Annotated in this window: 19 protein-coding genes; 13 read left to right on the forward strand and 6 right to left on the reverse strand. The window is 61.5% G+C overall.

From position 1 onward, the window contains the following. The first annotated feature begins 44 nt into the window (after positions 1 to 44). Positions 45 to 686 (forward strand): MarC family protein, encoded by a 642-nt coding sequence (locus BFD71_RS21335; RefSeq protein WP_069266293.1) that lies wholly within the window; start codon positions 45 to 47, stop codon positions 684 to 686. A gap of 37 nt (positions 687 to 723) precedes the next feature. Next, the gene (locus BFD71_RS21340; protein WP_069266294.1) at positions 724 to 1,098 is read left to right on the forward strand and encodes a TraR/DksA family transcriptional regulator; all 375 of its coding nucleotides are present in this window, start codon (positions 724 to 726) and stop codon (positions 1,096 to 1,098) included. Between the two features lie 49 nt (positions 1,099 to 1,147). Here BFD71_RS21340 and BFD71_RS21345 read toward each other — a convergent pair whose 3' ends face one another. From BFD71_RS21345 to BFD71_RS39255, 3 genes are all read right to left on the reverse strand, one after another. Further along, positions 1,148 to 2,116, reverse strand: coding sequence for a Dyp-type peroxidase (locus BFD71_RS21345; RefSeq protein ID WP_069266363.1), 969 nt, complete (start codon positions 2,114 to 2,116; stop codon positions 1,148 to 1,150). 319 nt (positions 2,117 to 2,435) lie between these two features. Then, positions 2,436 to 2,990: a hypothetical protein gene (locus tag BFD71_RS21350; RefSeq protein ID WP_069266295.1), complete on the reverse strand. Its 555-nt coding sequence runs from the start codon at positions 2,988 to 2,990 to the stop codon at positions 2,436 to 2,438. Between the two features lie 484 nt (positions 2,991 to 3,474). Next, positions 3,475 to 3,645 carry a winged helix-turn-helix domain-containing protein gene (locus BFD71_RS39255; RefSeq protein WP_083245378.1) on the reverse strand — a complete coding sequence of 57 codons (171 nt, stop codon included), beginning with the start codon at positions 3,643 to 3,645 and terminating at the stop codon, positions 3,475 to 3,477. A 395-nt stretch (positions 3,646 to 4,040) separates the two neighbouring features. Here BFD71_RS39255 and BFD71_RS21355 point away from each other — a divergent pair, with 395 nt between their 5' ends. Beyond that, the gene (locus BFD71_RS21355) at positions 4,041 to 5,228 is read left to right on the forward strand and encodes a TIGR03118 family protein (protein ID WP_069266296.1); all 1,188 of its coding nucleotides are present in this window, start codon (positions 4,041 to 4,043) and stop codon (positions 5,226 to 5,228) included. Positions 5,229 to 5,449: 221 nt separating this feature from the next. Here the strand turns inward: BFD71_RS21355 and BFD71_RS21360 are convergent, their stop codons facing one another. Beyond that, positions 5,450 to 6,634 carry a porin gene (locus BFD71_RS21360; protein WP_069266297.1) on the reverse strand — a complete coding sequence of 395 codons (1,185 nt, stop codon included), beginning with the start codon at positions 6,632 to 6,634 and terminating at the stop codon, positions 5,450 to 5,452. A 510-nt stretch (positions 6,635 to 7,144) separates the two neighbouring features. Here BFD71_RS21360 and BFD71_RS21365 point away from each other — a divergent pair. Next, a complete protein-coding gene (locus BFD71_RS21365; RefSeq protein ID WP_069266298.1) occupies positions 7,145 to 7,327 on the forward strand; it encodes a hypothetical protein in 183 nt (60 codons plus the stop codon). A gap of 25 nt (positions 7,328 to 7,352) precedes the next feature. Here the strand turns inward: BFD71_RS21365 and BFD71_RS21370 are convergent, their stop codons facing one another. Beyond that, positions 7,353 to 8,033, reverse strand: coding sequence for a TetR/AcrR family transcriptional regulator (locus BFD71_RS21370; RefSeq protein WP_069266299.1), 681 nt, complete (start codon positions 8,031 to 8,033; stop codon positions 7,353 to 7,355). 235 nt (positions 8,034 to 8,268) lie between these two features. On the opposite strand from BFD71_RS21370, the gene BFD71_RS21375 reads away from it, so the two are divergent. The 6 genes from BFD71_RS21375 to BFD71_RS21400 all read left to right on the forward strand — a co-directional run bounded on the left by BFD71_RS21375 (position 8,269) and on the right by BFD71_RS21400 (position 17,914). Further along, positions 8,269 to 9,447, forward strand: a complete 1,179-nt coding sequence (locus BFD71_RS21375) for an efflux RND transporter periplasmic adaptor subunit (RefSeq protein ID WP_069266300.1) — start codon at positions 8,269 to 8,271, stop codon at positions 9,445 to 9,447. Then, entirely contained in the window at positions 9,444 to 12,617 is a 3,174-nt protein-coding gene (locus BFD71_RS21380) for an efflux RND transporter permease subunit (RefSeq protein WP_069266301.1), read from the forward strand. The genes BFD71_RS21375 and BFD71_RS21380 overlap by 4 nt, the downstream gene beginning before the upstream one ends. A gap of 2 nt (positions 12,618 to 12,619) precedes the next feature. Beyond that, a complete protein-coding gene (locus BFD71_RS21385; protein WP_069266302.1) occupies positions 12,620 to 14,083 on the forward strand; it encodes an efflux transporter outer membrane subunit in 1,464 nt (487 codons plus the stop codon). Positions 14,084 to 14,186: 103 nt separating this feature from the next. Next, a complete protein-coding gene (locus BFD71_RS21390) occupies positions 14,187 to 15,572 on the forward strand; it encodes a paraquat-inducible protein A (protein WP_083245380.1) in 1,386 nt (461 codons plus the stop codon). Between the two features lie 15 nt (positions 15,573 to 15,587). Further along, positions 15,588 to 17,183, forward strand: coding sequence for a PqiB family protein (locus BFD71_RS21395; RefSeq protein WP_069266303.1), 1,596 nt, complete (start codon positions 15,588 to 15,590; stop codon positions 17,181 to 17,183). Beyond that, the gene (locus tag BFD71_RS21400) at positions 17,180 to 17,914 is read left to right on the forward strand and encodes a PqiC family protein (RefSeq protein WP_069266304.1); all 735 of its coding nucleotides are present in this window, start codon (positions 17,180 to 17,182) and stop codon (positions 17,912 to 17,914) included. Before BFD71_RS21395 ends, BFD71_RS21400 begins: the two co-directional genes overlap by 4 nt. Positions 17,915 to 17,932: 18 nt before the next feature. Here BFD71_RS21400 and BFD71_RS21405 read toward each other — a convergent pair whose 3' ends face one another. Beyond that, positions 17,933 to 18,688: a TetR/AcrR family transcriptional regulator gene (locus BFD71_RS21405; RefSeq protein ID WP_069266305.1), complete on the reverse strand. Its 756-nt coding sequence runs from the start codon at positions 18,686 to 18,688 to the stop codon at positions 17,933 to 17,935. A gap of 350 nt (positions 18,689 to 19,038) precedes the next feature. On the opposite strand from BFD71_RS21405, the gene BFD71_RS21410 reads away from it, so the two are divergent. Genes BFD71_RS21410 through BFD71_RS21420 form a run of 3 tightly spaced genes read left to right on the forward strand, consistent with a single transcriptional unit; the run spans position 19,039 to position 23,102 of the window. Then, positions 19,039 to 20,109: a VOC family protein gene (locus BFD71_RS21410; protein ID WP_069266306.1), complete on the forward strand. Its 1,071-nt coding sequence runs from the start codon at positions 19,039 to 19,041 to the stop codon at positions 20,107 to 20,109. 36 nt (positions 20,110 to 20,145) lie between these two features. Beyond that, positions 20,146 to 21,102: a fumarylacetoacetate hydrolase family protein gene (locus BFD71_RS21415; RefSeq protein WP_069266307.1), complete on the forward strand. Its 957-nt coding sequence runs from the start codon at positions 20,146 to 20,148 to the stop codon at positions 21,100 to 21,102. Next, positions 21,099 to 23,102, forward strand: coding sequence for an acyl-CoA synthetase (locus tag BFD71_RS21420; RefSeq protein ID WP_069266308.1), 2,004 nt, complete (start codon positions 21,099 to 21,101; stop codon positions 23,100 to 23,102). Before BFD71_RS21415 ends, BFD71_RS21420 begins: the two co-directional genes overlap by 4 nt. The last annotated feature ends 115 nt before the right edge of the window (positions 23,103 to 23,217 follow it).

A 23,217-nucleotide genomic window follows, 5' to 3' on the forward strand; every position in this document is an offset into this window, starting at 1 on the left:
TACGCGTTGGAATCGTAGGGTGGACTGCGATCACGAGGTTACTCATGGCCATCGACTTCACGTTTTCGATGAAGGTCTTCTCCTCGCTCTTTGCGATCATGAATCCCGTCGCGAACATCCCGGTTTTTCTTTCGCTAACCGAAGGGATGGCGGAAGGGAAGAAGCGGGCCGTTGCGGCCACAACCTTTATCGGCGTGACAATTGGCTGTGCCATCTCCGTCACGCTGGGCGAGACGATCCTCAACGTGTTTGGGGTCAGCATCGACGATTTCCGTCTCGCGGGAGGCTTGCTTGTATTGCTCATCGCGCTGGACATGGTACACGGCTCGCCCAGCGCGCAGCACACGCCGCAGCAACGCGAAGTGGGGGAGAGCGGCTATGATCAGGACGTGGCGATCTTCCCGCTGACGACGCCTCTTCTTGTCGGCCCCGGCACGATCGCCACGCTGGTCGTGTTCGGGCACGCCGCAGCCGCCAACGGAGAGATTGGGAGTCTCGCCATTGGGCTGGTCGTATTCCTCGCATTGCTGGCCGTTGCGTTGTTTTCCGCGCCGTATCTCGGGCGCTTTCTGTCTGCCAAGGTGACGGCAATCGCCAGACGTCTGATGGGTATGATACTGGCAGCCATCGCAGTCGAAATGATGGCCGCAAGTTTGACGACAATATTCAAGGGTTTGGTTCACTAGCTCGCAGTGTCATTGATGGGTCTTCGGGAGAATCGCTATGACTGGCCAGATATTGAGCGAAGCGTTCATCGAGAATCAGCGTCAGCGCTTGCTGGCGATGCAACGCGAGGTGCTCGGCGGTGAAGAAGGGACGATTTCGGCCGAGCGCAATCAGGAGGAGGCGTCCGGCGACGAGGCGAGGGAGTTCGAGGACGATGCCCAGAAGATGGAGCAGGATATCGCCAATCAGGCGCTGCGCAGCGTGAACGACCGCAGGATCGCCGACATCCAGCGTGCGCTTGAAAAGATCGCCGAAGGCACCTATGGGTATTCCGATAGAAGCGGCAAACCTATTCCCATCGAGCGACTGAAGGTACTGCCCGAGGCAATCCTAACGGTACAGGAGGAAAGCGAGCGCGATGCCGGCCGCTGACTTCGCCCGCTTTTCACTTACTCTGCCACGCGACGGGAAGTAGCCGCGATCACCCTGCGATGCTGCTTAAAAATTGTCGCGCCGGCGCAAAGAACGTCACCCCCGTTACGGCCTTTGAGAAGTCCAGAATCCGGTCGTGGAGCGGTGGCGGATCACCGATAAACATTCGCTCGAGCATTTTTTCTATCACCCATAGATGGCGTGAATAGCCAATGAAATAGGTGCCGTACTCGTTACGCCCCGGCGCGGCGAACGGCATGTTGTCGCGGAGAATATCGTGTTCTCCGTCTGCATCTTCAATGGTGCAGAGCGTCTTGTGCGATTTCTGGCCCGTCGTCGCGTCCGCCAGCTCGACATTATCGAATTTTTTTCGACCTATGATGGCTTCTTGCATCTCCACGCTTTGTGCTCGCCAGGCAGCCATGTCGTGCAGATACTTCTGGATCACGACATAACTGCCGCCGGCATAATCCGGGTCTTCCTCCGCGACTATTGTTGCGTCGGGCAGATCGAGACCATCGGGGTTCGCGGTGCCATCGACGAATTCCAGCAGATCGCGTCCGTCGAAATAACGGAATCCCGCCACGTCGTCAATGACTTCGACTGCGGTGCCGAAGGCTTCGAGGAGAATTCTTTCGAATTCGACGATGACGTCCGTCGATTCCGCGCGTACGTGATAAAGCAGATCGCCCGCGGTTGCGACGGCGGTGTGCGTCGCGCCCCGTACTTCCTGGAACGGTCTGAGCTCCTTCGGCAGCGGCTTCCCGGTGAGTGGCCCCCAGGCGCGATGTGAGATCCCTACGTTACAGCTAAAGTGGCCACCGCTGGCTCGAATCCGGACGTCTTTGACAAGATCGTCGGTGCTGGCGATGACGGATCGAGCGAGAGCGATCGACGCGTTGTCGTCCTTGACCACGAGTACGAGGAAAGCGGCGGCCGCCGAGCAGGGTGCATCGATCGATTGCGGTTCGACCGCGAGTGCTTGTTGTTGCGCGGATGGGATCTGCGAAGTTGGCACGTTCAAGGGCCCTCCTGTGGTGAGGCGAAATGCCGGAACGCATCGGGACGATGTTCAGGGACGGCAGGTTTGTGGCATGAGCCGCTACACAATCACGATAACATCCATGCCGCTTCTCCATTTTTTGGGCAGACATTGGGCGCCCGCTTTCTTCGCCGAAGTCAGGAAAAAACGGCAATAAACTTACGAATGACGGTCTCTTTCCGTCATATCTCTTGTAGTTTTGCGCGATCTGAAGCTGCGGCATGCTCCGATTCTTAATATCGGATGAAACCAATCTGAGGTAATGCGAGAACGGACCGAAACCAAAAAGTAATGCCTAGCGGATCGGCGCGGTCGAGTCGCCCGCAAGGAGCAATTGAGGGAGCTGCGAAAATGACCAGTTGTCCCCGGTGCGATCGAATATCCATACGACGTCGAAACGGTCATCGGGCCACGTTGCAGGGACGATGGGCGCGCGCGGCATGTGCCCGATGAGCGACGGCAGCACTTTGTGCTCCCATGCAATCAACACGACGCCCGCGCGAGTGAGTACGTCTGCCATTAGCGCTCGACCGTCGTCTTTCAGATAAGTCGTGACGTAGTCGACCTGCGATGTCTCACGCAGCAGCGAAACAAGGGGTGCCACAGTTTGCATCGACCGCTTGCTCTTGCTCGAAGGACCTGCACCCGCAGCGAATACGGTGGCTGGTTTGAGTTGCGCCGCATGCGCTTTCTCGATTGGGCAAAAGAATCGTGCCAGAGCGCCAGCACGCTGCCAACCGCGAACGCAAAGGCTCTCCGCGTCAGGCTTGCCGTCCGCTTCGATTCCCATACCTTCATTTGCGGCGGGTTTATCCGCGTGGCGGATAAACATGATTCTGTCGGGTCGCATGCTGCCTCCAGAGGGTACCGGTTAAAACACGGTCTACGATGTTATAACGAATGTCGAGCCGACTGGCTGATGCGGTTCGATACGGGGCAGTGGCGGGTCGGGACTTGTGAGAAAAGCGATCGAAGAGCGGCGAGCGCCGAACAAATGGAGACGCGTCAGTTTCCGCGGCAATGCAGAGGAAACGAAACACGCGTGTTCCGATGTCCATTTGACGTCGCGATGGCTTGCAACGCAAACACTGCGTGTCCGCGCAAGACGCGGCCGCCTTCTGTCAGGACTACTCCGCGGATGCGCAATACCAGCGAGCACGCGTCCAACGACCGGGCTTGGCAACGCGAGACCGTATGCCGGGCGCGGATGCCGGAGCGCGCTGGGACTCCCTTTCATCGGGAGCAATTAGAGAAGCGCGAAGAGCATGATCGCCGAGCCGACGAACGCCACCAGCAGCCAGCCGACGCTCCTCATTCGCGCATGCCCGCGCCTCTTAAGCCGTTGCATGGATGATGTAGCCCGCGTTGCGCACCGTAACGACCATCGCCGAGAGCCGCCCGTTGAAGCTCAACTTGCGGCGCAGGTTGCTGATATGCATGTCGATTACGTTCGTCTGCGTGTTGAAGTGATAGTTCCAGACTGACTCGAGCAACATCGCGCTCATGTTCCCCTCATTCTCGTTGGATAGAGGTTATCGGTTTAAAAGTAGCAGTCCTGATTCAATACGCGGCCGGGCCTCCGGAACGGTGAACCGATCCGGAGGCAGACATGTTGGCTTACGGAATTGAGGCGGACGACCGTGCAACGACCGGAGCCAGGCACAGAGCGTTGATGTTTGAATACGTGCGCTTGCCCGGTTGCCAGCGGAGAATCACACCCCGGCGTGACACGAACATGGCGCAAGGCTTACAACCGCGTTGAGGAAGCAGACGCGCCAGGTGATGACGGCTTGTGGATGCGGTGGCTGGCGGAAATTTTTTGCGTCGAGCGGGAATATTTGAAGTACAGCGGTCGTTTAGCCTGCGGCGATATTTCGCCAGTCAGACGCGGAGGGAAGTTATGTCTCAGATCTCGTGGAGTCTCAAAGCGGCGGCCGTGATCGTCTTAGCCGCCGGTTTCACAATCGGGCATGCTGCTGCCGATGAAGCTTACGTCGTCACACCGCTTGTATCCAACCTGGCAGGCTCTGCCCCGAAGGTCGACGGGGTCCTGCAGAACGCCTGGGGTATCGCCTTTAGTCCGGCAGGAAGTCCGTTCTGGATCAACGACAATGCCACCGGCTGCTCCACGCTGTATGACGGCCAGGGCACAAAGGTGGCGCTGCAGGTCTCCATCCCGCTGCCAGGCAACGTCATACCGGCCGGCGCCTGCCATCCCGTCTTTCCCAACAATCCACCGAAACCCACGCCCGCGGCACCCACGGGGATAGTTTGGAATCCTTCGTCGTCTTTTCTCGTCCCAGGTACCAACATCCCGGCCGTATTCATCTTCGCGACCGAAGACGGCACGATTTCCGCCTGGGCCGGTGGGTTGAATCCGGCGAACAATGCTGTCATCGCGGTCGATAACTCGTCCAATCCCTCCGCCGCCAGCGGGGCCGTCTACAAGGGGCTCGTCTTCGGAGTGAACGCGCAAGGGGGATTCCTCTTTGCGACAAACTTCCGCGCGGGCCGGATCGATGTATTCGGACCGAGCGGTTCGAACGGGTTGTTCACGCCCGCGACGACCGACGGTGGCTTCGCCGACCCGAACATCCTGGCCGGCTACGCCCCGTTTGGTATCGCGAACATCGACGGGGACCTTTTCGTCACCTATGCGCAGCAAGACGGTCCGAAGCATGACGACGTTGCAGGCCGCGGTCATGGATTCGTCGATGTATTCGATACCGACGGCCACCTGCTGCGCCGCTTTGCGAGCCAGGGGACGCTCGACTCGCCATGGGGCGTAACGCGAGCGTCGTTTGCGTTCGGGCGCTTCAGCGGGAAGATCCTCGTTGGCAACTTCGGCAACGGCCGAATCAATGTCTTCGACAACGACGGCACGTTCGTCGATCAACTGGAGAATGAGTTCGGCAATCCACTGGCTATTGACGGCCTGTGGACGCTGACGCTCGGAGGCGGGCGCAATTCAAGCCCGGACGCGCTGTACTTTTCGGCGGGGCCCAACAAGGAGTCCAATGGACTCTTCGGTATCATTGCGCCAGTCAATGGCACCAAAGGACGAACGTCCGCTCAGAACGGGCAATGAACCGCAGCGTGGTTCCCCGGTGATGTCGATTCGAGTTGAGCCGAAGGACTCCACCTCGTAGCTTGTGCAACCGTAAGTGCGCAGCGGCAGCTGATGAAAAAATTGCCCGCCAACGTGGCGGGCAATGTTCTACGCCAATGCCGAATGCGATATTCCTCGTCTCGCAGTCCGGGTACAACAATCCGGCTCGGTGGCCGCGGTATGAAGGTTCTGGCGGCCGCTTAGAAGCGGGTCAGCATGCCGATCGCAGCCATCACCTGATTGCTCGTCGCCGAGAAACCGCCGGCGTTGTACATCACTGCGACGTTGTTGTGACCGATCGCGCGCTGGTACATCGCTTCTCCATACACTTCCGTGCGCTTCGACAGCGAGTAGCGCGCAATCGCGTTGACCTGATTCCACTTCGGATCGGAGCCGATGTTCGACTTGCTCACTCCGTTCAGATGACCGTCCGTGAAAGTATCCATGAGGCCAAGATTCAGCGCCGGCGTGAGTGCGTACTTGACGTTCAGTTCATAGTTGTCGAAGTGAGTCGAACCGCTCACCGGGTTCAGGCCGAAGGCGGACGTGTTCTGGTACTGGCTGTGCGTATAGACGAAGTTGACCGCCGCCGGGCCGAACGTATAGCCGATGCCTGCACCGACCGTGCGCTGCACATTCGCCGTCAGGTTGCCGCCGCCCGCGGTCGCCTTGAACTCGCTGGGGTCGGCCGCAACGTTCTGGTTCGCTGTTCCGGCAGGGGTGCTCGCCGCTGCCGAGCCGTTGATCTGGAGATAAGCCGCTGCCAGTCGCAGCGGGCCGTTGTTGTAGCTCGCGCCAGCACTGTACGCACGATCGACGGCGAAGCTGGTGCTGTTGCTGAATGCGTACATGCCGCCAAACTTGAAGCCGGCGTAGTCGATACTGGCAAACTTCACCGAGTTGCTGAAGCGGACAGTATGTTGCAGGTTGTCGTTGTCGTACACGTGCGCGAAGCCAGAGTCGCCGAACGTGCCCGCCGTGCCGGACAGCGGCGAGACGTAATCGACCATCGAGTCATACTGGCGCCCCATCGTCAAGGTGCCGTATTGATCGCCGGTCAGGCCGACAAACGCTTGACGGCCGAACATGCGACCACCCTGGCCGAGTGTGCCGTTGTTGACGTTGAAGCCGTTTTCGAGCACGAAGATCGCATGCAGACCGCCGCCCAGGTCCTCGCTGCCGCGCAGGCCGAAGCGGCTGCCGCTGATATTGCCGCTCGCGAGTGCGACGCGCGAGCTGCCATGGCTGGGCGCGCCGTTCTGGACGTTGTTCGTATAGGAGATGCCCGCGTCGATCAGGCCGTACAGGGTGACCGAGCTCTGAGCACTGGCCGCGGACGCTGCAGATGCTGCGCAAACGGCGACGGCAATGGAAATCTTCTTCATGAGATGCCACTCGATGACGTGAGAGAAACGATCGCGCCAGTCTATAGCCGCGTCCGGCGCAGAAGCCGAATCGCCCTTGAAAATAAGTGCTGCAAGAGAATGGGTTCTTTCATAAAATTGCAGCAATTGAGCGGTGATTTGACTTTGCGACCTGTGGCGAGACGACCGGCATACGTATCGTTTCCATAACGAGTTGTGCCACCGCAACAACGTTGGTTAAGTAGGCGTTTCCTTGGTTCAGTGAGGACGGGACCTTGCTTACATGAAAATTTGCAAACGATTAATTAAGCAGATTTTTAAGGCGGCTTTCACCCATATGCGACAAGAACGGGTGGCGTGGGCACGACATTGGTTGTTGAACCGCGTTAAGGCCGGGGATCAATTCTGAACAGACTTAAGTCTGCGGCCGTTGATTCGCGAAGCGACAACAGACAATTGCGTTCGTCGTTTCAACGTCTGACGCACATATACTTTCCAGCGCCACCTATCGTTATACCTATAGGAGTACTAGTGGAAAAGTATTTGATCGCCAGGAGCGGTAAGGCGAAACCGGAAAACGTCCATCAGATCGTTCAGGAGGCGCTTCGCAGTGCTGCGACGGCGTCCACGCCCAACAGTGCTATTGACGTGCTGGGCGACGCGTTGCTGGAACTGGAGCGTCTGCTTGAGCTAAAGAGCGGGCGTATGCATTGATGGCCTGGCGCAGTGCCACTTCCCGTCAGTCGATCACGTTCTGTGACGTCGCGGGCAGTGGGCACCGGGCGATCCTCTCCGCCTCCAGGTATTTGAGGCCGAACGCCTGCAAAACGATGGCCGCTGTGTCCTCGGCGAACTGTTCGGCTCGGGTCCGGAGGACCTTGCGCAAACGATTCGCCGGCTTGGGTGACCCTGACAGGTCAAGCTCAGCAGCGACCGCAGCGAGCACAGTGCCAATCACTGAAATGACGCACATTAAGACATCGGCCACCGTGAAGCGCTTTTCTGAAATCCCTTTCGCAGTATCTCTCAATAGCCGTTGACCAAGCCCCCTGCTGAGCGCGCGCGCGGACAGCCCTTCGCGTATCAGCAGTTGTCCCCAGACCGGTTCACGGCAGGCGCGCATGAGCGTGTGGCGTACCGATACGGCGATCACTTCTGCCGGGTCGGAGAGTCCGCTGACAACGTGATCGAGCGTCTTTCCGAATTCGTCGAAAAGCCAGTCGCCGAGAGCAGCGAAGATCCCTTCCTTCGAGTCGAAGTGATTGTAGAAAGAGCCGAAACCCACGTCGGCGGCCTCGGTGATCTCGCTGATCGTAACGCCGTCCATTCCCTTTTCCGCTACCAGCACGAATGCGGCGTTGAGCAGCCGGACACGCGTCTCGTGCTTGCGTCGGGCTCGACGGGGCGATTGCCCCGTCATCGGCGCGCGGCTCGCGCCCGGCCCCTTGATCGGTGGCCGATGCCTCGCACTCAGGTTAGGGCCATCTGGCAATCCTGCCTCCCAATTCGCAGTTTCTTCATATTTTAGATGTACATCTCATAGTTGACAATGATATCAGTTATGGGCCTAATGTCATCCGTGCGGAGGGCATGGCCAAGCACCGTCTCATCTGTCCGCGCGGATGACTTTTTCACCTGGATTCATCACCTGCCTTTTGAACATCGTGAAACTTTCCGGACCCGTCGCGCCGAAACAGGCGCGCCCCTCGATTTCTTCCCTGTTCCAGCCGACGCACCGGTTGCCCGTCGTCATCGCGGCGTGCAGCGCGATCCTCCTTGGCGCATGCCATCAGCGAGAAGCCGTCGTGCCGGAGCCCAAGCCGGTGGTGGCACGCGCTGTTCATCCAGACGGACATGTGGCCAAGGCGTCACTGCCGGCGCAGGTGCAGGCACGCTATTCCACGCCGCTATCATTCCGCGTCGGCGGCAAGGTCATTGAACGGCGCGTGCGCATTGGCGACACGGTGAAGGCCGGACAGGTCGTCGCGCTGCTCGATCCGACCGATTTGCAGAACAACCTCGTCAACGCGCGCGCGCAGCTCGATGCGGCGGAGCATCGCCTTGTGTTTGCGAAGCAGCAGCTTGACCGCGATGAGGCACAGGCACGCGCGAACCTCATCGCAACCGCGCAACTGGAGCAATCGCAGGACGCCTATGCTTCCGCACTCGCACAGCGAACCTCTGCTCTCGCGCAGATGGCGCTTGCGACGGATCATCTGCGCTACGCGACGCTAACGGCCGATCACGACGGCGTCATCACCTCGGAAGACGTCGATACCGGGCAGAACGTGCAGGCCACCCAGGCCGTGTACCACCTCGACTGGACGGGCGATGTAGACATCGTTTGTGACGCGCCAGAAAGCACCGTCAACGCGCTCAGTGTCGGCAACAAGGCGCGCGTGTCGTTGACGGCGCTTCCCGGCAAGTCGTTCGATGCAACCGTGCGCGAGGTGTCCGCTGCCGCGGATTCCCAAAGCCGCACGTGGCGAATCAAGCTGACCCTGACCGCACCGGGTCCCGAAGTACGCCTCGGCATGACGGCGAACGTGAGCTTCGCTGTCGCAGCCGATGATGCTGCGAGCGTGCCGTACACGCTGCCGGTGACTGCGCTTTTCCATCAGGGTGAAAACGCTGCCGTATGGGTCGTTCGCAAAGATAGCGACACGCTCGAGCTGCGCCCCGTCACGATTGATCGATTCGACGAACGCACGGTGTCGATCGCTTCCGGGTTGCACGATGGCGACCGGGTCGTGTTGCAAGGCGTGCATGCAGTGAGTTCGGGAGAGCATGTGCAGGTGGTGCCTCCGCTGCGTCAGGAGGACCCCACGACATGAACGCCCGCGACCATGAAAACACCCGCCATAGCGCGCCCGTCAGCGCTCCCGGCAAGGAAGCCGCCGACGCAACCGGCTTCAATCTCTCATCCTGGGCGCTGCGGCATCAGCAGCTCGTGATCTTCCTGATCGGCCTCGCCACGCTTTTCGGTGTGATCGGCTATGTGCACCTCGCGCAATCGGAAGACCCGCCGTTCACGTTCCGCACGATGGTCGTCAAGACCTACTGGCCGGGCGCGACCGCACGCGAGGTGCAGGAGCAGATCACCGATCGCATCGGCCGTCAGTTGCAGGCTGCGCCCTATGTCGACAACATCAAGAGTTACTCGCGGCCGGGCGAGTCGATGATCTTTTTCGCGATGAAGGATTCGGCGCCGGTCAAGGAAGTCCCGGAGACGTGGTACCAGGTCCGCAAGAAAGTCGGCGATATCGCGGCAACGCTTCCAAAGGGAACCGTCGGGCCGTTCTTCAACGACGAGTTCGGCGATGTCTACACGAACCTCTACGCGCTCGAAGGCGATGGTTTCTCTGCCGCGCAACTGCACGACTACGCGGACAAGCTCCGTACGGTGCTGTTGCGCGTCCCGGGCGTCGCCAAGGTCGACTATTTCGGCGACCCCGATCAGCACATCTTTGTCGAGATCTCGAACGCGCGGCTGACGAACCTGTCGATCTCGCCGCAGCAACTGGCTCAGGCCATCGACGCGCAGAATACCGTCGCGCCGGTGGGCACCTTCACGACGGCGGATGATCGCGTGTTCGTGCGCCCAAGCGGCGCATTCAAGGACGAACAGGCGCTAGCGGACATGCTGATCACCGTCAACAAGCGGACGTTCCGCCTTGGCGACGTCGCGAGCATCAAGCGCGGCTACGACGATCCGCCCGTCACGCAGATGCGTGTGGGTGGCCAGGCAGTGCTCGGCATCGGCATTACGATGCAAAAGGGCGGCGACGTGATCGACCTCGGCAAGGCGCTCGACGCGAAGACGGCCGAACTGCAGGCAACGCTGCCGGCGGGGCTGAAGCTCGTGCCGGTTTCGAGCATGCCGCACGCCGTCAAGCACTCCGTGGACGAGTTCGTGCGCTCGGTCGGAGAAGCCGTGGCGATCGTGCTCGTCGTCAGCCTGGTGTCGCTCGGTCTGCGAACCGGCATGGTGGTCGTGATCACGATTCCGATCGTGCTTGCCGTGACAGCGCTGTGCATGCATCTGTTCGGCATCGGTCTGGATAAGGTGTCGCTCGGTACCCTGGTGCTTGCGCTGGGGCTGCTGGTCGACGACGCGATCATTGCGGTCGAAATGATGGCGGTGAAGCTGGAGCAGGGCTGGAGCCGGATGCGCGCGGCAGCATTTGCCTATTCGAGCACCGCGTTTCCGATGCTGACCGGCACCCTGGTAACGGTCTCGGGCTTCCTGCCGATCGCGCTCGCAAAATCGAGTACGGGTGAGTACACGCGCTCGATCTTCGAGGTGTCGGCCATCGCGCTGATCGTCTCGTGGTTCGCCGCGGTCGTACTGGTACCACTGCTGGGCTTTCATATGCTGCCCGAGCGCAAGGCTCATGCTGGCGCGGGCCATGGCGATGAGCAGGAGGTGTACGACACGGGCTTCTACCGCCGCCTGTCGGGCTGGGTGTCATGGTGCATCGAGCGGCGCTGGGTCGTGCTCGGCGTCACCGGCGGCCTGTTCGCGCTTGCCATGATTGCGTTCACCCGCGTGCCGCAGCAGTTTTTCCCGAACTCCGAGCGGCCAGAACTGCTGGTCGATCTGAGGCTGCCGGAAGGCGCCTCGTATCAGGCCACCCTGCGTGAAGCGCAACGCCTCGAAAAAGTCCTGCACGGCAGGCCTGGCATCGATCATTACGTCGACTTCGTTGGCACCGGTGCGCCGCGCTTCTATCTGCCGCTCGACCAGCAATTGCAACAGCCGAACTTCGCACAGTTCGTCATCACCGCGAAGGACGTCGAGGCACGTGAGGAGCTGATGCACTGGCTCGACGCGAAACTGGAAATGGACTTCTCCGGCGAGCGCACGCGTGTCGCACGACTCGAGAACGGGCCGCCCGTCGGCTTCCCGATCAAGTTCCGCGTGAGCGGAGACGACATTGCAACGGTGCACTCGATCGCCGAGACGGTCGCGGAGCAGGTCCGTGCCGACCCGCGTACGCGCAACGTGCAATTCGACTGGGATGAGCCGGCCGAGCGCTCGATCTCGTTTGAGATCGACCAGAACCGCGCGCGCCAGCTCGGCGTGACGTCGCAGGACGTGTCCAGCTTCCTCGCGATGACGCTGTCCGGCTACACGGTCACGCAATATCGCGAGGGCGACAAGCTGATCGATGTCGATCTGCGTGCGCCGAAAAGCGAGCGCGTCGATCCTGCAAAGCTCACGAGCCTCGCCGTCCCCACACCGAACGGCCCGGTTCCGCTCGGCTCGCTCGGCCATGTGCGCGACGGGCTCGAATACGGCGTGATCTGGGAACGCGATCGCCAGCCGACGATCACCGTGCAGGCTGACGTGCGCGGCGACGCGCAGGCCATCGACGTGACGCGCAACATCGAGCACGCGCTTGCCGCTGCGCGCGCCAAATTGCCGGTCGGCTATCGCATCGAGGTGGGCGGCGCGGTCGAGGAAAGCGTCAAGGGCCAGACGTCCATCAACGCGGAAATGCCACTGATGATCATCGCGGTGCTGACGCTTCTGATGATCCAGCTGAAGAACTTCGCGCGCACGTTCATCGTCGTGCTGACCGCGCCGCTGGGCCTGATTGGCGTGGTAGCGGCCCTGCTGCTTTTCGGCAAGCCGTTTGGCTTCGTCGCTTTGCTGGGCGTGATCGCGATGTTCGGCATCATCATGCGTAACTCCGTGATTCTGGTGGACCAGATCGATCAGGACATCGCAGCGGGGCACGCGCGCTTTGACGCCATCATCGGGGCGACCGCGCGGCGCTTCCGCCCGATCATGCTGACGGCCGCCGCCGCCGTGCTCGCACTGATCCCGCTGCTTCGCTCCGGATTCTTCGGACCGATGGCGACCGCGCTCATGGGCGGCATCACCGTTGCTACATTGCTGACGGTGTTTTTCCTGCCCGCGCTCTATGCGACCTGCTTCAGGGTCCATCGTGACGAGCGCGGCGCGCAACAGGTCGTCGTCGAGCATACCGAGGGTTGATCATGAGTTTGACTTACAAGACATCCGTGGCTGCCGCGGCTATGGCGCTCGCCATGACGGCGTGCTCGTTCGGGCCGAGCGGCGAGCCACCGGCCATGCCGGCGCCCGAGCATTACGGTGCCGACGCGCAGCCGGCGAAGACAGTGTCCGCAGGTGGTGTTGCGCAGACCTTCGAAATCGGCGCGACGCCTGGCTCGCAATGGTGGCGGCTCTACGGGTCCTCCGACCTGGATGCACTCGTTGACGAAGGATTGCACAACAGCCCGACCCTCGCGGCGACGCAGCGTACGCTCGCGTCCGCGCAGGAGGAATTGCGCGCACAGGTCGGCGCATCGACGCTGCCGTCGATCGACGGCGCCGCGCAGGTCGAGCGCGCGCGTACGGCCGTGGTGCCGGGCCTTGGGCCCGAGCAGGTCCAATACAATTTTTTTGCCGGACAACTGTTTGCGCATTACACCTTCGACCTGTTCGGCCAGACGCGGTACACGAACTCCGCGAGCGCGGCCCGTGTGAATGTGCAGGCTTATGAGCTGGAGGCGTCGCATCGCGCGCTTGCCGCGAACATCGTCGGCACTGCTATCAATGTGGCGGCGCTCGACCGGCAGATCGCACTTACCGAACGGCTCGTTGCCGTGTCCAACGATGCTGCGCATGAGGACCAGCAGCGCTACGCGTTAGGCTCCGTCTCGCGCGCACAGGCGCTTGCGTCAAAACAGGACGCGGCTGCCATCGCGGCGACGTTGCCGCCGCTGCGTCAGCAACGCGCGTGCGCGATCCATGCGCTCGCCGTGCTGATGGGCCGCACGCCCGATAACGCGCCGAGCGTGCCGGCCCTCGACAGCCTGTCGCTGCCCGGGCAGGTGCCCGTCGCCGTGCCGTCGGACCTGTTGCGCTCGCGCCCAGACATCCAGGCAGCGGACGCTGCCGTCAAGGCGGCTGCCGCGGATGTGGGCGCCTCGACGGCCCAACTCTTTCCGAGCCTCTCGCTGACGGGCTCAATGGGCCGCGGCGGGTTCAGCTGGCCGATGTTGCTTTCCGGCGCGGGCGGACTGTGGGCTATCGGCGCCAGCCTGTCGCAGCCCATCTTTCATGGTGGCGCGCTGTTCGCGCAGCGCCGCGCATCGATCGACGCGTACGACGCCGCCGTGCTGCACTACAAGGCGACCGTGCTGTCTGCGTTCCAGGACGTGGCGAATTCGCTCGCTGCACTGGATAACGACGCGCAGACATTGGCCTCGACGGACGAAGCCGCAGACGCCGCTCGCACGGCATTCGACGATACCGCGTCGCGCCATCGCCTGGGTGCGCTGCCTTCGGCTGCGACACATGCCAGTGAATCACGGTATCTCGACGCGCAGATCGCCGCCACGCGCGCCACAGGTCAGCGCATGAGCGATACGGCAGCGCTGTTCCAGTCGATGGGTGAATTGCCAGCCGCCCAGCAGACGGCAGCGATTACGCGATGAACGCGTGTTCGTGATAACGGCCAGTCGATCGTTCCCGTTGGGGCAAGCGCCGCAAGCAGGCGTTGCACCAGCGGAGGCAACCGCATTTCCCGCTAGATTCTCCATGGAATATCAGAGACTGATTGTCTGCCACGAATGCGATCTTCTGTTTCGCAAACCTCGCAGTGTCAGCGGCTACCGCGCTATCTGTTCGCGCTGTGGCGCGAACCTGACAGCGCTACCTGGCGCCGGACTGTCGCTTGACTGGATCTGCGCTGTGACGCTCGCCGCGTTGATCACCTTTTGCATAGCGCAGTCTTTTCCCGTGATCGAACTGCACGCCAACGGCATGACGTCGGAGGCGACGCTGTTTGGCGCAGTGCATACGCTTTGGACGGGCAACATGCGTGTCGTCGCGACGGTGGTGTTCTGTGCGTCGATGCTCTTTCCGTTGGTCGAACTGCTCGCACTCCTATATGTACTGGTGCCGCTTCGGCTCGGCAAGCTTGCGCCGCGGTTCGACGGGATGTTGCGCGTCGTGCAACTCGTCCGCCCATGGGGCATGGTTGAAGTGTTCATGCTCGGCGTGCTGGTGACGATCGTAAAAATGGTCACCGTCGCCCAGGTGGTCCCTGGGCCTGGACTGTTCGCATGGGGCGCGCTCACCGTCATGCTGGGCATAGTCGCCTCGTTTGACCCGAGCGGGCTCTGGGCCGTCCGTGACGAAATCTCGCTTTCTCGAATGGCCCGGGTTCGCTGGTCACGAGTGAGTTCAGGCCGTGGGCGTTTCACGCGTCCAGTGCGAATGCGCAAGGCCGGTGCGTCGTCCGCCATCACGGCACAACGTGCTGGACTCGTCGGCTGTCATGCCTGCGGTCTCGTTCAGACGCGTGGCGAAAGTCAGATCCACCAGCACTGCGCGCGATGCCGGCACATGCTGCATGAACGCCGGCCGGAAAGCCTGACACGGACGGTCAGCTTGCTTCTTGCCGCCGCGCTTGCCTATATTCCGGCGAACCTGCTGCCCATCATGCACGCGACGTCACTGGGCCGTCAGGAAGACGACACCATCCTCGGTGGAGTCGCGTACTTCTGGACGTCTGGAGACTGGCCACTCGCCATCGTCATTTTTGTCGCCAGCGTTCTGGTGCCGATGCTCAAACTGGTGGTTCTCACGCTACTCACGGTTGCCGCCCATCGAGGTTCCGGATGGCGCGCCCGGGAAAGGGCAGGTCTGTACCGGATTGTCGAGCGCATTGGCCGATGGTCGATGCTCGATGTCTTTGTCGTTGCCCTGACGGTAACGCTGGTGCATTTCGGCTCGTTTGCCGTCGTTACTGCGGGGCCCGCCGCGCTCGCTTTCGCCGCGGTGGTCATCCTCACCATGCTCGCGTCGCATCAGTTCGATCCGCGCCTCATCTGGGACAACGCGGATGCCGCGCTGTCTCCCGTCTCGACGATGAACGATGAAGCGCTGGCTGCGCCTCTCCTCACACACCGGAATTCCTGAAACCGATTTCGAACGATGCATCTTTCCAATCTATCTCCTCCTGAACTCAAGCCGCGCAAACGTTGGCTGCCATCCCTCATCTGGCTGGTGCCACTCATCTCCGCATTGATCGGTGTTGCGCTGGTGGCCAGGTCCATTGCCGACAAGGGACCCGTCGTAACCGTCACTTTCAATAGCGCAGAGGGCATGGAAGCCGGCAAGACGAAGGTCAAGTACAAGGACGTCGAGATCGGTACGGTGCAAGGCATCAGGCTGTCCGGCGATTTGCGGCGCGTCCTCGTGAGCGTCCAGCTGGACAAGGACGCCGGGAAATTCGCGACGCAAGGCACGCGGTTCTGGGTGGTGCGCCCGCGCATTGGCGCAAACGGCATCTCGGGCCTCGGAACGTTGCTCTCGGGCGCGTATATCGGCGTGGACATCGGGCGCTCGACCACAAGCCAGACCGCGTTTCTGGGTCTCGAGAACCCGCCCATCGTCACGACCGGACAGCCGGGGCATCAGTACACGCTACGGGGCGAGTCGCTGGGCTCGATCGATATCGGCGCACCCATCTTCTACCATCGTATCCAGGCAGGTCAGGTGGTCGGATTCTCGCTCGATCCCGGCGGTGCAGGGGTCATCGTGAATGTCTTCGTCAATGCGCCGTTTGACCGCTACGTCAGTGCCAATACGCGGTGGTGGCATGCGAGCGGCGTCGATCTGCGTCTCGATTCGAGCGGTCTGAAGCTCAATACGCAGTCGCTGGCGACGGTCGTTGTCGGCGGCCTGGCGTTTCAGTCTCCGGCAGGGCAGGACGCCGGCGAGCCCGCTGCCGACAAGGCCGTGTTCCGGCTTGCCGCGGACGAAGCCGACGCCATGCGCGAGCCAGACGGCCAGCCGCTCAATGTGGTGATGCGCTTCGATCAGTCGCTGCGCGGGTTGTCCGTCGGGGCACCCGTCGATCTGCGCGGGATCGTGCTGGGGCAGGTGACCGACATTGGCATCGAGTACAACGACGCGCAAAAGAGCTTCAGCATGAAGGTGTCGATGGCACTTTATCCGGACCGGCTCAGCCGGCGCTCCAGCGACGCGCTGCCCGCGCCGGACACGCCAGGCGGTCACGAATTGCTGGAGCACCTGGTGATGGAGGGCCTGCGCGGGCAGCTACGGACCGGGAGCCTGATAACGGGCCAGCTTTACGTTGCGCTTGACATGTTCCCGAAGGCGCCTCGCGCGAGCGTCGATGTGCGTCGCAGTCCCATCGAACTGCCGACAGTACCGAATACGCTCGACGAACTCCAGGTGCAGGTGGCGGACATCGCCAGAAAGCTGGACCAGGTACCGTTCGACCGGATCGGCGCCAACCTGAATGGCGCACTGGAAAACGCCAACCGGCTGTTCGGGCACATGGACACGGAAGTCGTACCGCAAGCCCGTGACACGCTGGCTGCGGCCCAGAAGACATTCAGCACCGCGGAATCGACGCTGCGCGAAGCCGCGCCGATGCAGTCGGATGTTCAGGATGCGATGCAGCAGCTAACGCGCACGCTGCAGTCGCTCAATGCGCTCGCCGATTACCTGGAGCGTCATCCGCAGGCACTGCTGTTCGGCAAGAAGGGAGACACGCCATGAACCTGATGCAACCCGCCTCGTGGCGCGCGATGGCGCAGACCGTGAGCACCATTGGCCTGGCCGTTCTGACGGCGTGTGCTTCGCCGGCTACGCGCTATTACACGCTCGGACCGGACGCGCAACAGACGATGGCGAGCAGCAAAGCAAGCCCTTCGTTGCGGATAGATATACGCCCGGTTCGGGTGCCGGCCGCCGTCGCGCGAAGTCAGCTCGTGGTGCAGGTCGACGCGACACAGGTCAAGGTGCTGGAGGATGATCGCTGGGCGTCGTCCCTGCCGGACGAACTCCGCTATGCGCTGATTGCGGGCGTGAGCCAGCAGGCCGGCGGTGCGGGCGCACAGACGGTCATGCGCGATGACGACAGCCCCGTGTATCAGGTTGCCGTCGACGTCCAGCGCTTCGAATCCTGGCCTGGCTCACATGTGCTGGTTGACGTCGTATGGACTGTGCGCACGTCGCCAGGCGCCGATACATTGACCTGTCACAGCGTCGTGAGCGAGCCCGTGGCGGATGGATATCAGGCGATTGTGGTCGGCCATCGTCATGCGATAGGCGCCGTCGCCGGGCAAATTGCCGAGGTCGTGCGCGGCCTCGCTGCGAGGCCGACTGGCAGTCGATTGCTGACTGCGGGGGCATCGCGCGGAGCGGAGAAGACGCCGCTCGCTTGCCCGCAATCCGGGGACAGCCCGCAAACGGCAGCCAACGGGGCAGCTGCGCGCTTCGAGCGCTAGCTGTTCGGCTTACCGATCTCAGTTTTCGTCGACAGCTTCGTCCACGACGGGCAATGGGCGCGCGGCGATCTTTTCCGCCTCCGCGCGTTTTAGCCCGAGCGTTTGCAGCAACATCGCGGCCGTGCGCTCCGGAAAGTGCTCGCCGCTGAAGCCGAGCTCCTTCAGCACGCCCGCGGCGCTTGCGCCCGGCACAACGAAGTTCAGTTCGGCCGCGATGGCGCAGAGAACCGTTCCGCCCACGGCAAGAAAGCCGATAAAGGGGTCGGCAACGGCGAACCGCTTGGCCGCAATGCCACTGCCGATGTCGCGCAGCAGCCGCTGGCCGAGGCCGCGACTCATCGCGCGGGCAGAAAAACCCTCGCGTATCAGAAAACGTCCCCAGACAGGATCAGTGCGCGCGCGCAGAACCGTATGGCGCACGGAGACCGCGACCACCTCGGCGGGGTCGGAAATGCCCACCGAAAGGCGGTCAAGCATGTTCGCGAACTCTTCGAAAACGTTGTCGACGAGCGTCGCGTAGATCGCTTCCTTCGATTCGAAGTGGTTGTAGAACGAGCCGAAGCCCACGTCGGCGGCCTCGGTGATTTCGTTGATCGCCACGCCCTCCATGCCTTTTTCCGCCATCAGCCTCAGGGCGGCGTCGAGCAGACGGGCACGCGTCTCACGCTTGCGGCGTGCACCGCGCGGCTCCCGTTCTTCGACAAGGGGGGGAGGGGCGACGGGTGCTGCCACCGTGGCACGTTTGACTGCCCGGCGATTTGTCGTGGTCGTCATGATGGATCCTGATCTGGTCATATTCCGCAGTATAGATTCGAACGTCTATATTGACAAAACGATCAGTCATGAGTTTAATGTCATCAACGGCCTCGTAGACCGATCTAACTAGAACTGATGGAGTGACTGTGGAGACAGCAATCAGACATGGCGCCGCGCCAGGCGGCCCGCATCACGTTATCCGTCTGCCCATCCCGGCACCGGGACCCGCTATCCATTGCGCGTCGGTGAATTGCCGCCCGTGGAAGGCCGCCAGCGATCGAGCAGCTGGCGTTCCGCCCCATCGCACCGTCGGCGCGGCATCTCTCGAATCCGCATCGGCCACCGCAACCGCCTGATTACGTTCCGCCATGAAACTGACTACTTCACAACCGGCTCGTCACCCCCATCCGACGGCCAAGGCGACCGCATTGGCCTATCTGGTATTCGATCGGTCAGATCTCGGGCAAGCCGAGCGTTTTCTCAATGACTTTGGGCTTCAAACCGTATTGCGGGACGAGGCGATGCTGCTTTTGCGCGGCACCGGACCTTCGCATTTTTGTTATGTAGTGCGTAGGGCATCGAAAGCGCGGTTTGTCGGATTTGGCTTGCAAGTCGGCAGCCGGGCGGAGCTCGATGCGCTCGCAAAGCTGCCTGATGCATCGGAGGTCGAACGCTCTGCGCTGCCGGGCGGCGGCTACGTGGTGCGACTCACGGACCCGTCCGGGTTCGCTATCGAAGCGGTATGGGGCCAGGCGCCAGCGTCAAGCTTGCCGCATCGGCTACCGCTGCCCTTCAATTCCGTCGATGCCACCGTCCGGGTCAACGGTACGCAGCGACCGCCCGAAAATGCCCCGGAAGTCATCCGGCTGGGGCATGTCGTGCTCGAACTCGCCGACTATCAGGAGACTTGTGCGTGGTACACGCGCCATTTCGGTTTTATCCCGAGCGATGTCCAGGTGCTTCCCGACGGGTCGCCGGCTGTCGCGTTCATGCGCCTGGATCTCGGCGACAGGCCGGCCGATCATCACACACTTGCGCTTGCCCAGGGCTTTGCGGCGACGTACAGCCACAGCGCGTACGAGCTCATCGACGCGGACGCGGTCGGTATGGGGCAGCGCGTACTGCGCGATAAGGGCTGGACGCACGCCTGGGGTATCGGCCGACATATCCTCGGCAGCCAGATTTTCGACTACTGGCAGGACCCGTGGGGCGACAAGCACGAACACTACTGCGACGGCGACCTGTTCACCGCCAACGAGCCGACCGGCATTCACGCCGTAAGCCGCGAGGCGATGGCTCAATGGGGGCCAACCATGCCGCGCAGTTTCACGAAACCCAGGTTCACGTTCGCGAGCATGGTGGCGCTTGTCAGAAATCTACGCCGCAGCCCTGACCTGACGCTGAGCAAGTTGCGGACGCTGGCAAAGCTTTTTGCCTGAATCACACCCTATTCACAGACTCCGGAGCATTCTGCAATGGCAATTCACGTCCTGCATTACCTTCATGATGGGCGCGCCCAGTGGGGTGTCGTCGCGGATGGCGTCATCACGCCGATTCCCGGCGAGTTCAGCTCGACAGGCGCATTTATCGCAGCCAATCCGGTAGAGCGGCTTATGACGCTCAACGGACCGTCGATTCCCGAAGCAAAAGTACAGTGGCTATCGCCTGTGACCACCGACCAGCAGTTCATATGTCAAGGCGCGAACTATCGCCAACATATGATCGAGTCGGGCATGGACCCGGACGTGAAGAAATTCAACATGATCTTTACGAAGGCAACGAGTTGCATCGTTGCGGCCAACTCGGCCGTCGTGAAACCAGACGCGGTGCGCTTCCTCGACTATGAGATCGAGCTCGGACTCGTCCTCAAACGCGATATCACGTCCCGTGAAACGATCACCGACGAAAACCTGCATGAGTACATTGCCGGGGCGGTGATCGTCAACGACTACTCCGCGCGCGATATCCAGATTCCGCAGATGCAGTTCTACAAGGGCAAAAGCTACCGGACCTTTGGTCCTGTCGGTCCTTATCTTTGCCTGCTCGAGAAGCAAGACATGCCAAAGTTGAAAGAGCTCGTGCTGACGCTGACAGTCAACGGAACCGTGCGCCAGAATGACACGACTGCCGGGCTGGTCTATGGCCCCGCAGAGACACTGTCTGAGCTGTCTGGCGTGCAGGACCTGCGCACCGGGGACCTGCTCGCAACGGGTACGCCCTCCGGTTGTGCACTGAGCATTCCTTCACCTGAGAAGCAACGCGCTGCCGCGCAGTTGCCTGAAGCGGAGAAGTGGCGGCTTTTCCTGAAGATGCAGGAGGACAGGCCGCAGTACCTTCAGATCGGGGACGTTGTCGAGGCACAGATCGTCAGCTACGACCGCTCCATCAATCTGGGCACGCAACGTAACCTCGTTGTCGAAGAGGCAGCATGAACGACGTCGCGAACGCGCAGGACGTCCTTGCTGTCGAAGCACAGGGGCAACTGGCTGATCTTCCGTCGAGTACCTACGAAATGATCCGCCGGGGCGCCGCCATCAATCCATCGGCGCCCGCGCTCTCTTTCTTCCTGACAGCCGACGACTATGCCAGCCCCGAGTGCTGGACGTACGGCGAACTGGTGCGAGATATCACGCGCACTGCCAACATGTTTTCGCGACTGGGCGTGCAAAAGGACACGGTCATTGCCTATTTGCTGCCGAATCTCCCGGAAACGCATTTCGTGATCTGGGGAGGAGAAGCAGCGGGGATTGTCTGCGCGATCAATCCGCTGCTCGAAAGCGATGCAATAGGCGAACTGCTCAATGCCTCGGGCGCCAGTGTGCTCGTCACCCTCGCGCCATTTCCTGGGGCTGGGACTGAACTGTGGCAAAAAGTGCAACCGGTATTGCATTGCGTCCCCGCATTGCGGGACCTGGTGCTCGTCAACCTGGCCGACCGGATTCCTGGCGAAAAGGGATTTGCGTCACGGATGCTGCAGCGTGGTGAGAACGCCAGGCTGCATGGCGAGGGCGGTATGCGAAGCGTGGTTCCAGCGCAGCTTCGGATTCACGATTTCGCGTCCGCTCACTCGAGCGAGTCCGGGGTCGTGCTCAACGGCTCACGTCGACCGAGCATCGATGACGTTTCGTCCTGCTTCTGCACGGGCGGCACCACCGGACTACCGAAAATTGCCATGCGCCGGCATCACAACGAAGTGGCCAATGCATGGAATGCGGGGCAATTCTTTGGCGAAACCATCGGCCCGGGTAAGACAATATTTTGCGGGCTGCCACTTTTTCACGTCAACGCTGTGATGGTGACAGGACTGCTGGCGTTTTCGCGTGGTGCCCACGTCGTCCTCGGCACGCCGCAAGGCTATCGGGGTGAGGGCGTTGTGAAGCGCTTCTGGGAAATAGTCGAGCATTACCGCATTAACTTCTTCAGCGCTGTTCCGACGCTCTATGGTTCGCTGCTGGAGGTTCCAGTTGGAGAGAACGATATCAGCTCGCTCGAGTATGGCCTGTGCGGCGCCGCGCCGATGCCGGTCGAGCTGTTTCGCAGTTTCGAGCTTCGTACAGGGATTCGCATCCTGGAAGGTTACGGGCTTACTGAAGGCGCCTGCGTCAGCAGCGTCAATCCGCCATTTGGAGAGCGCAGGGTGGGCTCGATTGGTCTGTGCCTGCCTGGCCAGGCAATGAAGGCCGTGATGGTGGATGAAGCGGGACGGTATGTACGGGACTGCGCGGGCGATGAAGTCGGCCAGTTGGTGATTTCCGGGCCAAATGTGTTTGTTGGTTATTCCAGGCCCGAGCAGGACAGCGGAATCTGGACAGACCTCGGCGACGGCGAACGTTGGCTCAATACTGGAGACCTGGGGCGCTGTGATGCCGACGGATACTTCTGGCTCACTGGGCGGAAGAAGGAACTGATTATCCGGGGTGGACACAATATCGACCCTGTGGCAATCGAGGAAGCACTGCATCGTCATCCGGCAGTCCAGATTGCCGCTGCGGTGGGGCGTCCCGATATGCACGCGGGCGAGCTGCCTGTCGCCTATGTCCAGCTCAAGCCCGGCGTCGCCGCAACCGAAGCGGAGCTTGCCGAGTTTCTGCGTGCCGGGATCAACGAGCGCGCCGCGCTTCCGAAGGGCATACGGGTCGTCGATTCGATGCCGCTGACGGCCGTCGGCAAGATATTCAAGCCGGCGCTGAAGCGCAGAGAAGTGGCAGACGCGTTACGGTCGGCACTCGTCGAGGCTGGCGTCGGTAATGCGACCGTGAACGTTGCAGATGACACGTCACGTGGGATTGCAGTTCACGTCGATCTCCCCGGTGCTGAATCAGAAGAGCTAGCGCGCACTACGCTAGGGCGTTTTCCTTTCTCCTTTTCGCTGTCTGTGTCGGCAGGTCTGGCAGGCGACAGTAAGAGCACTAAGCAGATCGAGACACGCTAAGCGCGTTCACGCGCATACGCTGCGCGTTTACTGAGGGGGCCTGACGATCATAAGGCAACGCTAACAGCAAGAAAGACCGCGGACCCTGCAACTGGACGATTTCTGTTTCGGTTCA

Origin of the sequence: Paraburkholderia nodosa (assembly GCF_001718195.1) — a bacterium.
Classification (GTDB): domain Bacteria; phylum Pseudomonadota; class Gammaproteobacteria; order Burkholderiales; family Burkholderiaceae; genus Paraburkholderia; species Paraburkholderia nodosa_A.

Excerpts from the sequence above, each read along its gene's own strand:
- BFD71_RS21335 (WP_069266293.1), top strand. The coding sequence starts at position 45 with ATGGCCATCGACTTCACGTTTTCGATGAAGGTCTTCTCCTCGCTCTTT.
- BFD71_RS21340 (WP_069266294.1), top strand. The coding sequence starts at position 724 with ATGACTGGCCAGATATTGAGCGAAGCGTTCATCGAGAATCAGCGTCAG.
- BFD71_RS21350 (WP_069266295.1), bottom strand. The coding sequence starts at position 2,990 with ATGCGACCCGACAGAATCATGTTTATCCGCCACGCGGATAAACCCGCC.
- BFD71_RS39255 (WP_083245378.1), bottom strand. The coding sequence starts at position 3,645 with ATGAGCGCGATGTTGCTCGAGTCAGTCTGGAACTATCACTTCAACACG.
- BFD71_RS21355 (WP_069266296.1), top strand. The coding sequence starts at position 4,041 with ATGTCTCAGATCTCGTGGAGTCTCAAAGCGGCGGCCGTGATCGTCTTA.
- BFD71_RS21360 (WP_069266297.1), bottom strand. The coding sequence starts at position 6,634 with ATGAAGAAGATTTCCATTGCCGTCGCCGTTTGCGCAGCATCTGCAGCG.
- BFD71_RS21370 (WP_069266299.1), bottom strand. The coding sequence starts at position 8,033 with ATGACGGGGCAATCGCCCCGTCGAGCCCGACGCAAGCACGAGACGCGT.
- BFD71_RS21380 (WP_069266301.1), top strand. The coding sequence starts at position 9,444 with ATGAACGCCCGCGACCATGAAAACACCCGCCATAGCGCGCCCGTCAGC.
- BFD71_RS21385 (WP_069266302.1), top strand. The coding sequence starts at position 12,620 with ATGAGTTTGACTTACAAGACATCCGTGGCTGCCGCGGCTATGGCGCTC.
- BFD71_RS21390 (WP_083245380.1), top strand. The coding sequence starts at position 14,187 with ATGGAATATCAGAGACTGATTGTCTGCCACGAATGCGATCTTCTGTTT.
- BFD71_RS21395 (WP_069266303.1), top strand. The coding sequence starts at position 15,588 with ATGCATCTTTCCAATCTATCTCCTCCTGAACTCAAGCCGCGCAAACGT.
- BFD71_RS21400 (WP_069266304.1), top strand. The coding sequence starts at position 17,180 with ATGAACCTGATGCAACCCGCCTCGTGGCGCGCGATGGCGCAGACCGTG.
- BFD71_RS21405 (WP_069266305.1), bottom strand. The coding sequence starts at position 18,688 with ATGACGACCACGACAAATCGCCGGGCAGTCAAACGTGCCACGGTGGCA.
- BFD71_RS21410 (WP_069266306.1), top strand. The coding sequence starts at position 19,039 with ATGAAACTGACTACTTCACAACCGGCTCGTCACCCCCATCCGACGGCC.
- BFD71_RS21415 (WP_069266307.1), top strand. The coding sequence starts at position 20,146 with ATGGCAATTCACGTCCTGCATTACCTTCATGATGGGCGCGCCCAGTGG.
- BFD71_RS21420 (WP_069266308.1), top strand. The coding sequence starts at position 21,099 with ATGAACGACGTCGCGAACGCGCAGGACGTCCTTGCTGTCGAAGCACAG.